General features: G+C 67.8%; 11 protein-coding genes. 2 read left to right on the top strand and 9 right to left on the bottom strand.

The features are described from left to right. Positions 1-47: 47 nt before the first annotated feature. Positions 48-1,025, bottom strand: coding sequence for a ferritin-like domain-containing protein (locus ACSFBC_RS15925; protein WP_435511318.1), 978 nt, complete (start codon positions 1,023-1,025; stop codon positions 48-50). A 245-nt stretch (positions 1,026-1,270) separates the two neighbouring features. On the opposite strand from ACSFBC_RS15925, the gene ACSFBC_RS15920 reads away from it, so the two are divergent. Next, a complete protein-coding gene (locus ACSFBC_RS15920; RefSeq protein WP_435511317.1) occupies positions 1,271-1,513 on the top strand; it encodes a hypothetical protein in 243 nt (80 codons plus the stop codon). A 162-nt stretch (positions 1,514-1,675) separates the two neighbouring features. Continuing rightward, positions 1,676-2,671 (top strand): CysB family HTH-type transcriptional regulator, encoded by a 996-nt coding sequence (locus tag ACSFBC_RS15915; protein WP_435511316.1) that lies wholly within the window; start codon positions 1,676-1,678, stop codon positions 2,669-2,671. On the opposite strand, the gene ACSFBC_RS15910 is transcribed toward ACSFBC_RS15915, so the two are convergent. The 8 genes from ACSFBC_RS15910 to ACSFBC_RS15875 form a co-directional block, all read right to left on the bottom strand. Next, on the bottom strand, positions 2,640-3,509 hold the full coding sequence (locus tag ACSFBC_RS15910; protein WP_435511315.1) for an ABC transporter permease: 870 nt from the start codon (positions 3,507-3,509) through the stop codon (positions 2,640-2,642). The two genes, ACSFBC_RS15915 and ACSFBC_RS15910, sit on opposite strands and share 32 nt — an antisense overlap. 115 nt (positions 3,510-3,624) lie before the next feature. Next, positions 3,625-4,479 carry an ABC transporter ATP-binding protein gene (locus tag ACSFBC_RS15905; RefSeq protein WP_435511314.1) on the bottom strand — a complete coding sequence of 285 codons (855 nt, stop codon included), beginning with the start codon at positions 4,477-4,479 and terminating at the stop codon, positions 3,625-3,627. Between the two features lie 50 nt (positions 4,480-4,529). Then, the gene (locus ACSFBC_RS15900) at positions 4,530-5,540 is read right to left on the bottom strand and encodes an ABC transporter substrate-binding protein (RefSeq protein WP_435511313.1); all 1,011 of its coding nucleotides are present in this window, start codon (positions 5,538-5,540) and stop codon (positions 4,530-4,532) included. Between the two features lies 1 nt (position 5,541). Continuing rightward, a complete protein-coding gene (locus tag ACSFBC_RS15895; RefSeq protein WP_435511312.1) occupies positions 5,542-6,450 on the bottom strand; it encodes a TauD/TfdA dioxygenase family protein in 909 nt (302 codons plus the stop codon). 140 nt (positions 6,451-6,590) lie between these two features. Further along, the gene (locus ACSFBC_RS15890; protein ID WP_435511311.1) at positions 6,591-7,172 is read right to left on the bottom strand and encodes a 1,2-dihydroxy-3-keto-5-methylthiopentene dioxygenase; all 582 of its coding nucleotides are present in this window, start codon (positions 7,170-7,172) and stop codon (positions 6,591-6,593) included. A gap of 12 nt (positions 7,173-7,184) precedes the next feature. Beyond that, complete coding sequence (locus tag ACSFBC_RS15885; RefSeq protein WP_435511310.1) at positions 7,185-8,009, bottom strand: MetQ/NlpA family ABC transporter substrate-binding protein; 825 nt, start codon at positions 8,007-8,009, stop codon at positions 7,185-7,187. Positions 8,010-8,163: 154 nt separating this feature from the next. Further along, on the bottom strand, positions 8,164-8,826 hold the full coding sequence (locus ACSFBC_RS15880; protein WP_183026147.1) for a methionine ABC transporter permease: 663 nt from the start codon (positions 8,824-8,826) through the stop codon (positions 8,164-8,166). Next, a complete protein-coding gene (locus ACSFBC_RS15875) occupies positions 8,819-9,694 on the bottom strand; it encodes a methionine ABC transporter ATP-binding protein (RefSeq protein WP_435511309.1) in 876 nt (291 codons plus the stop codon). The genes ACSFBC_RS15880 and ACSFBC_RS15875 overlap by 8 nt, the downstream gene beginning before the upstream one ends. Between the last annotated feature and the right edge of the window lie 124 nt (positions 9,695-9,818).

Genomic DNA, 9,818 nt, shown 5'->3' with positions numbered 1-9,818 from the left:
AAAAACCGCCCGAAGGCGGCTTGCTGCAAGTCCCTGGCGCCGGGGACTCAGGCGCGCGCACGCGCGGCATCGCGCAGGTCACGGATTTGGTCGTGATTGCGTTGCGCGCCCTGCGCCTGGCGTTCGATCACGGTGCGCACCTCGGACGGCAGCGTCTGCTTGAGCGCCTTGCGATAGCGTGCCAGTGCCGCATCTTCGCCGCGCTCGCACTCCTCGAGGATCGACTTCTCGCTGTTGGCACCGACCGCGCCCTTCACATGCACCCAGCCGCGATGCATCGCGCCGCTGGCCGTGCCGCCCTCGGCCGGAATGCCGCCGTATTGCGTCACGAGATGCACCAGCTCGTTGGCCGCCACGCGGCAACTCGCGGCGCGCTCGCCGAACAGCTGCTGCAGGTGCGCGCTCTCCACCTCCTCGGCGCAGGCGCGGAAACCGTATTCGCCGTCGCGCGCGTTCTCCAGCAGGTCGTTGAGCACGTCGACCACCTCGTCGTCGGCCAGGCCGTCACCGGTGGTCGAGACCGCGCGGTTCTCGCCGGCGCTGAAGTGATCGCGGTCGACGCGGTCCCAGGCAGCGCGCGTGGCCGGGCGGGCACGCTCCCAGTCGAGGCTCGAACTGCCGCGCAGCCGGTCCCATTCGGTCGCGAGCGCCGGTTCGATCGTGTCGAAGGACTCGTTGCGCGAAGCGCGGCTCGACCATCCCAGCTCGTAGGCCGGCCGGTAGTCATCGTACGGGCGGCCCGTTTCGTAATAGGCCTCTCGGTCATAGGCGCCGCGCCAGTGCGCGTCTTCGGCGCTGGGATTGACGGCTTCCGCCACGGCCTTGCCGCCCAGGCCACCGGCCACACCGCCGGCCACCAGGCCGACCACGGCGCCCACCGGGCCCGCCAGTGCACCGGCCGCCGCACCGGCGAGCGCGCCGCCGGTGGTGCCCAGGCCCGTGCCCACGGGGTGCGCGCCCGGCGTGCCGGTGATCGGGTCGCGGTTCAGGTCGGTCGCTGGCGAGAGGTCTCTTTCGTTGGCCATGGTGTTTCCTTTGGAATGTGAAGGGGTTGAAGGGCCTTTGGCGCCGAGCGCCTGGGGCATCACGAAAGCCCACTGTCGAGCGCAGCGCGCAGCCACCAGGTCGTCCCTGCCCCACCCTGCGTGTAGGGCTGGGCCTTCGCGTCCTGCGATGCGATGCGCCGCGCATTGACGGGCCTGGACTACACGACGCCACGCCCGCGCGTTCTATCAATGCGGCTTCACTTCCACTGTCAAAGGAGCGCCACTTGGACGCCAAGAATTTCATCCACAAGGCCCGCGTCGCGGACGACCGTCGTGCCGACTTCCCCGGCGAGCACTGGGTCGTGCTCGGTGCCGGCCTGCTGCTGCTGCTCGCCGCGAGCCGTGGTCGTTCGTTCATCGGCCGTACCGTGGCCGGCACGCTGGGCAGCGCGCTGGTCGGCCGCGCCGCCACCGGCCGTGGTGGGCTCGAGAAACTGGTGAAGGCCGTGACAGGCGCACGTCGATGAACGCATGAACACGTCGGGAACCGTTCGCAGCCGGTCCTCGATGCGGTCATAGACGATTGGCTCATTTGGAACCAACGAAACGGTCGTTCCTTCTTCGAAGCATGCGCCGGAAAATCGCGGCCTGCGCCATCCACGGCGCCTTATGCCGCGAAGCTCTCTGCCATGAATTTCCAACAGCTGCGCTCGGTGCGCGAGGCCGTTCGTTGCGGCTTCAACCTCACCGAAGCCGCGCACACCCTTCATACCTCCCAGCCGGGGGTCAGCCGGCAGATCCGCGAACTCGAAGACGAACTCGGCATCGAGCTGTTCGTGCGCGCAGGCAAGCGGCTGACCGGGCTCACGGAGCCGGGCGGCCATGTGCTGCCGATCATCGAACGCGTGCTGCTGGAAAGCAGCAACCTGCGCCAGGCGGGGCAGGAATTCGCCGCGCGCCAGGACGGCATGCTCTCGGTGGCTGCCACGCATTCGCAGGCGCGCTACGCGATGCCTGTGGCCGTGCAGGAGTTCCGCACCCTCTTTCCGCAGGTCAAGCTGCACCTGCACCAGGGCTCGCCCAAGCAGATCGCGCAGATGCTGCTCGAAGGCGAAGCCGATGTGGGCGTGGCGACCGAGGCGCTCGGCGACTACCCGCAACTCGTGGCGCTGCCGTGCTACCGCTGGACCCACTCGGTGGTGGTGCCGCCGGGCCATCCGCTGCTCGACGGGCCGCTCACGCTCGAACGGCTGGCGCAGCATCCGCTGATCACCTACGACACCGGCTTCACCGGCCGCACGCGCATCGACGACGCCTTCACCGACAGCGGCGTGACGCCGCAGATCGTGCTGACCGCGATGGACGCCGACGTCATCAAGACCTATGTGCAACTCGGCATGGGCGTGGGCATCGTCGCCGGCATCGCCTACGAGGCCGAGCGCGACACGCAGCTGCATGCCATCGATGCCGGCCACCTTTTCGGCATCAACCTCACGAAGCTGGCGGTGCGGCGCGGCAACTACCTGCGCGGCTATGTCTACGCCTTCATCGAGGCCTTCGCCCCCACGCTGACGCGCGAGGTGGTGGACGCGGCGCTGGGCGCCGATGCGGTGGCGCCTGCCGCGCGCCGGCCCGCCGGCCTTGCCCTCAGCGCTAGCGCTGCTGACCCCAGCGTCGCACAGTGAGCCGCTCCAGGGTGGCGAAGCCCAGGCTTTCCACCAGCAGGCCGATCAGCACCACCAGCGCCAGGCCGGCGAACACGCGGTCGGTGTAGAGCTCGTTGCGGTTCTGGAAGATGTACCAGCCCAGGCCGCCCTTGCCCGACGAAGCGCCGAACACCAGCTCGGCCGCGATCAGCGTGCGCCAGGCGAAGGCCCAGCCGATCTTCAGGCCCGACAGGATCGCCGGCAGCGCCGCCGGCACCAGGATCTGCAGCACGTAGCGCAGCCCCGTGAGGCCGTAGTTGCGCCCGGCCATGCGCAGCGTCTCGGGCACGCCCTGGAAGCCCGCATAGGTGTTGAGCGCCAGCGGCCACATCACCGAATGGATCAGCACGAAGACCAGGCTGCCGCGCCCGAGGCCGAACCACAGCAAGGCCAGCGGCAGCAGCGCGATCGCGGGCAGCGGGTTGAACATCGAGGTCAGCGTGTCCAGCAGGTCGCGGCCGATCTGCGTCGACACTGCCAGCGTGGTGAGCCCGAAGGCCAGCAGCACGCCCGCGATGTAGCCCTGCAGCAGCACGACCAGCGAGATGCGCACCTTCTCGACCAGTTCGCCGCTGGCCAGCCCCTCGACCAGCGCACGCGCGGTGGCGGTGAAGGTGGGCAGCAGCAGGTCGTTGTCCTGCCAGCGCGCGGCGAGTTCCCAGAGCGCGGCGATGACGACCAGGATCAGTCCCTTGCGCAGCCAGCCCTGCGCCCAGACGCGCGTGGTGAAGGGCAAGGCGCGCTCGACCGGCAGCTCGGTGAAGGGCTGCAGCGTGCGTTCGTATTCGGGGCGGATGGGGGGCGTGAGAGTGCTCATGAGGTGTTGCTCCTTCCCCCTCTGGGGGAAGGTTGGGATGGGGGCTGGTGGCGGTGGCAAGGCTGCATGCCCCCACCCCTTCCCTCCCCCGGCAGGGGCGGGAGAAGGACCGCAGTCATGCGTGCTCTTCCTCGAACAGCATGTCGTGGATGCGCGTGGCCGTGGCCTGGAACTCGGCGCCGCCCAGGCTGTGCTGGCCGAAGGCATGGCTGTTGACCTCGGCGCGCATGCGGCCCGGGTGGGGCGACAGCAGCGCGATGCGGTTGCCCACCACCAGTGCCTCTTCGATCGAATGGGTGACGAAGAGCAGCGTGAAGCGCACCTCGTCCCACAGCTCGAGCAGCTCTTCCTGCATCTTGCGGCGGGTGAGCGCATCGAGCGCGGCGAAGGGCTCGTCCATCAGCAGCACGCGCGGCTGCATGGCCAGCGCACGCGCGATGGCCACGCGCTGCTTCATGCCGCCCGAGAGCTGGTGCGGATGCACGTCGGCGAACCTGTCGAGGCCAACCTTGGCCAGATAGTGCAGCGCGCGTTCGGCGGCTTCCTTGCGGCCCAGCGTCTTCGACGCCAGCAGCGGAAACATCACGTTCTGCTTCACCGTCTTCCACGGCGGCAGCTGGTCGAACTCCTGGAACACGACGATGCGGTCCGGGCCCGGCGCATGCACCCGCCGGCCATCCAGACGGATCTCGCCCTCGACCGGCGCGATGAAGCCGGCCACCGCCTTGAGCAGCGTCGACTTGCCGCAGCCCGAGGGCCCGAGCAGCACGAAGCGGTCGGCCGCATGGACGTCGAAGCTCACACGGTGCGTGGCGCGCACCACGCGCTCGGGGGTGCGGTACTCGAGGCTCACGCCGTCGACCTGGAGCAAGGCCGAAGTGTCTTTCTCCCTCCCCCCCTGGGGGAGGGCTGGGGTGGGGGCCGACGGCCGTGGATCCACTGTGGCCGTGCGAGCGCCGTCAGCCCCCATCCCTGCCTTCCCCCGGAGGGGGAAGGAGTCCACCCCTTCGGCCACCCGCATCAGTTCCCCGCCGCGTTCTGCGCATCGTCGAAGAAGTAATCCTTCGCCGAGGCCGGCTTGTTCTTGATCGCGCCCACGCGGTGCATGAACTCGGCCAGCGCGTAGGTGTTCTGCGGCGTGGTCTTGAACTGCACTTCGGGGTTCTTGATGATCTTGAGCAGCAGGTCGCGGTCGATCTTCGCGTGGCTCACCTTGATGTAGATGTCGGCCGCTTTCTCGGGGTTGGCGGCGACGAACTGCGCCGCCTCGTTCAAGGCCTCGACGAAGGCCTGGTAGGTCTTCGGGTTCTCGTTGCGGAATTTCTCGGTCGCGTAGAGCACCGTGGCCGAGGCCGGGCCGCCCAGCACCTGGTACGAATTGAGCACGATGCGCGCCTGCGGATTGCCCGCGAGTTCCTGCTCCTGGAACGGCGGGTTGCCGAAGTGGCCGGTGATCTCGGTGCCGCCCTTGATGATGGCCGCTGCCGCATCGGGATGCGGCACCGCCACGCTGATCTTGTCGAGCCGGGCGAATTCCTTGTCGCCCCAGAGCTTGGCCGAAGCCAGTTGCAGCACGCGCGACTGCACCGACACGCCCACGGCCGGTAGCGCGATGCGGTCCTTCTCGGTGAAGTCGGCGATCGACTTCACGTTCGGGTTGTTGGTCACCAGGTAGTAGGGGAAGTTGCCCAGCGAGGCCACGCCCTTCACGTTCTGCCTGCCCTTGGTGCGGTCCCAGATCGTCAGCAGCGGGCCCACGCCCGCGCCCGCGATCTCGATGTTGCCCGACAGCAGCGCGTCATTGACCGCCGAGCCGCCCGAGAGCTTCACCCATTCGACCTTGGCGTCCACACCCGCCGCCTTGGCGTGCTTCTCGATCAGCTTCTGGTCCTGCGCCACGTTGAGCAGCAGGTAGACCACGCCGAACTGCTCGGCGATGCGGATCTGCCCTTCGGCATGCGCCGCGAGGCTGGAGAGAACGAGGCCCAGGCCGGCGATGGCGTTGGCGGACTTGCGGAGAACGTTCTTCATGTCAGAAAACCTTATTGCCTTCGATGGTGGTTCGGAAAAGTTTTCGGCGCAGATGGTCCGGCGTGCCCGCCGCCAGGTGCATCAGCGAGCGGTTGTCCCAGAACACCAGGTCGTGCGGCTGCCACCGATGGCGGTAGACGAGGCCCGGTTGCACGCTGTGCGCGAACAGCTCGGCCAGCAGCGCATCGCTTTCTTCCTGCGGGAGCCCGACGATGCGGGTCGTGAAATGCTCGCTCACGAACAACGCCTTGCGGCCGGTCTCGGGATGGGTGCGCACGATCGGGTGGACGGCGGGCGCGACCTGGTCGATCTGCTGCTGCGAGAGCTTGGGCCGCCACGGGTTCCTGGACCGCAGCTCCTCGTATTTCGCGAGATAGCTGTGTTCGGCCTTGAGCGGCAGGATGCGCTGCTGCAGTGCGGGCGACAGCGTTTCCCAGGCCAGGTGCTGGTCGGCGAACAGCGTGTCGCCGCCCTCGCTGGGCAGTTCCTGCGCATGCAGCAGCGAGCCCAGGCTGGGCGTTTCCTTGTACGACAGGTCCGAATGCCAGTAGACGCCGGCGTCACCCAGGCCGATGGGCTCGCCGTTCTCCAGGATGTTCGAGACGATCAGCACCTCGGGATGGCCTTTGAGCTGGAACTGGTGCAGCACATGGATCTGCAGCGGCCCGAAGCGGCGGCTGAAGGCCACGTGGTCGTCGGGCGAGACGCGCTGGTCGCGGAACACCACCACGTGGTGGTCGAGGTGCGCGCGATGCAGCCGCGCGAAGTCCGCGGCGTTGATGGGTTTGGCGATGTCGAGGCCGACGACCTCGGCGCCCACGGGTGCATCGAAGGGGCGGACTTCGAAGTCCTGGGCCGGCACGTCGGACGGCGCGGCGATTTGGGTATCGGTGGGGGTGATGACGGTCATGCGAGCCACTCTTGTGAAGTGCCGCCGGCCCATGGCCGCGGCGAAGCCTTCGACTCTAGGCAAGCGCGACCCGCCAAGGAACGACTGAATCGTTGCTTGCTTATGCGCGAAACGTCTTTAGGCGCCCCCGGCGCCCGGTGTCAATCGACTTCGGCTTCGTGCCCGGTCATCTCGAGCAGGTGCGCGACGAAGTCGTCGAACAGCGGCAGGTCCGCGGGCAGCGCATGGCCCGTGGGTTGCGCGACCCAGCCCTGCGGGTCGGCGAACAGCCGCAGTGCATCGAAGTCGGGTTCGGCGCCGGCATCGAAGGCATGCGGGATGCCGGCCGGCAGCGCGACCCAGTCGCCCGCCTCGCACAGCAAGCCGACGTAGCCCTCGCCGCTGCGCACATAGAACAGGCCCGCGCCTTCGAGAAAGAAGCGGATCTCCCCATCGGCATGCGTGTGCTCGGTGAGGAACTGCGCGCGCAGCGCGGGCCAGCCCGGCTGCCCGGGCACCATGCGCACGCGATCGGCGCTGCGCACCTCGAAGTGGCCCGGCAGCGCCGCGATCTCCTCACCATAGGCCGCGCGCACCGCGGCGGCATCGCCGCCGTCGACTTCGCGCACCGGCCAGCGGCCCCAGACCACGCCGGCCTGCGCCAGCGTGCGGCCGATCAGGTGGTCGCACACCAGCGTGTCCTGCCAGCGGCCCTCGGCATCGAAGCAGACCAGCGCGGCCATCGTTGCTTCGGCTTACTGCAGGAAGCTGGGCTTGGCGTAGCCCTTGAACTTGCTGTCGACCACGGCCTTGTATTCCTTCGAACGGTAGGCGTCGGCGATGTCCTTGGCCCAGACCGTGTCCTTGTCGGCACGCTTCACGGCCACCACGTTCAGGTAGTGGTCGGGTGTCTTCTCGAGCGCCACGGCTTCGGTCAGCTTCAGCCCCGACGAGATCGCGAAGTTGCCGTTGATGATGGCGTACTCGGTGTCGCCGATCGAACGCGGCAGTTGCGCGGCTTCGAGCGGGATGAACTTGAGCTTGCGCGGGTTCTGGTCGATGTCCTTCTCCGACGCGCGGATCGGGTCGATGCCGGCCTTGAGCGTGACCAGCTTGTTCTGCTCCAGCAGCACCAGCGCGCGCGCCAGGTTGCTCGGGTCGTTCGGCAGCGTGACGCGGTCGCCGTCCTTGGCTTCGCTCAGGCTCTTGCGGTTGTTCGAGTACACGCCCAGCGGCGCGATCGGGCCTTGCACCAGTTCGACGATGTCGAGCTTCTGGTCGGCGGCGAACTTCTTCAGGTAGACCAGATGCTGGAAGAAATTGGCGTCGAGCGAACCCTGGGCCAGCGCCAGGTTGGGTTGCACGTAGTCGTTGAATTCGACCAGCTTCACCGTGTAGCCCTTCTTCTCGAGGATCGGCACGATGCCCAGCTTGAGCTGGTCGATGTTCGAGCCGGCGGTTCCGCCGATCACGAGCTTCTTCTTGTCGGCTTGCGCCTGGGCGTCGAGCGTGAGGCCGCCGAAGGCGAGGGCCGCGATGGACAGGGCGAGGAAGGAGCGGCGCAGGGCAGAGGTTTTCATGGATTCAAGACACTGAGGGGAAAAACGATGGGGGTTAAAGGCTTGGAGGAATCGTCGCGAGCGGCCCGAGCTTGCATCGAGGACCGGAGCCGCACTCGCGTGCGGTGAGGACCGCAGATGCGAGATCGGGTCGCGCAGCAGATTCATCCGGCCTTTAGCGTTTGTCGAGGCGGCGGGCGGCTGTGTTGCCGACGAATTGCAGGATCTGAACCAGCACCACCAGCAGCACGACGGTGAAGACCATCACGTCGGTCTGGAAGCGGTAGTAGCCGTAGCGGATCGCCAGGTCGCCGATGCCGCCTCCGCCCACCACGCCGGCGATCGCGGAGTAGGAGAGGAAGCTGACCGACAGCACGGTCAGCGCCAGCACCAGGCCCGAGCGGGCCTCGACCACCAGCACGCGCCAGACGATCTGCAGTTCCGAGGCGCCCATCGCATGGGCCGCCTCGATCACGCCGCGCGGCACTTCGCGCAGACACTGGTCGACCAGGCGCGCGAAGTACGGAATGGCCGCGACCGACAGCGGCACCGCGGCCGCGAGCGGGCCGATGGAGGTGCCCGCGATGATCCGCGTGAAGGGCACCAGCGCCACCAGCAGGATGATGAAGGGGAAGGAACGCACGGTGTTCACGATCCAGTTCAGGATCAGGAAGGCCGGCTTGTTGTCCAGCGATTGGCCCGGGCCCAGCAGGAACAGCAGGATGCCCAGCGGGCCACCGATCAGCACCGCGGCCGTGAGGCCGATGCCCAGCATCAGGAAGGTCTGGCCCGCGGCGAGCCAGAGCTCCGGCAGGATGGCGGCAATGTTCTCAGGCATGAGCAAGTCCTCGGGGCGCGGCGGCAGCCGTCAGGGGGGTGTTGGCGGCTTCGCGCGCGTCGCGTTCGCGGCGGCGCACCAGGGCATCGATCTCGCGGCCCAGCACGGTCAGGCGCTCGGCCTGCGGTGCCTCGTCGACCGCGAACTGTTCGATCAGCTGGCCCTTCTCCAGGATGGCGACGCGGCGGCACAGCACCTCGACCACCGAGAGCTCATGCGTGACGATCACGATGGTGACGCCGATCTTGGCGTTGATGTCGCGCAGCGTCTCGAGCAGCGAACGCGTGGTCTCGCTGTCGAGCGCCGAAGTGGGTTCGTCGCACAGCAGCACCTGCGGGCGCGGTGCGAGCGCACGGGCGATGGCCACGCGCTGCTTCTGGCCGCCGGAGAGTTGCGCGGGGTAGGTGTCGATCTTCTCGGACAAGCCGACCAGCGCGAGGCATTCGCGCACGCGGGCGTCGATCTCGGCGCGCGAGTGGCGGCCGTGGATCTTGAGCGGGAAGGCGACGTTGTCGAACACGCTCGCGTTCTGCAGCAGGTTGAACTGCTGGAAGATCATGCCGATGTTCTGGCGCGTGTCGCGCAGCTCGCGGCGCGAGAGCGTCGTGAGGTCGCGGCCGCCGACGAACACCTGGCCGGCATCAGGCCGCTCCAGCAGGTTGATCAGCCGCAGCAGCGTGGACTTGCCCGCGCCGCTCTTGCCGATCAGGCCGAAGATCTCGCCCTCGGGAATGTCGAGCGTGAGCGCGCGCACGGCGTCGAACACCTCGCCGCTGGGCAATGCAAAGGATTTCTGGACCGCCTGAAGACGGATCACCGGAGGTTTCACGGGCAGTTTTTGCGCCGCATCGGTCGAAGGAAGGGTCATCGCGACGGAATCGCCGGGGGCCAAGCGGCCATCGGACAGAGGAAAAGGACGCGAGTATGGCAAACGAACGGCACCCGATGGAACGACTGAATCGCCATCTGCTTATTCGGATTCCATATAAGGC

The organism is Variovorax frigidus (assembly GCF_051216515.1).
Classification (GTDB): domain Bacteria; phylum Pseudomonadota; class Gammaproteobacteria; order Burkholderiales; family Burkholderiaceae_C; genus Variovorax.
Note: the sequence above shows the minus strand (reverse complement) of the source record. Positions and strands in the feature narration are given on the sequence as shown.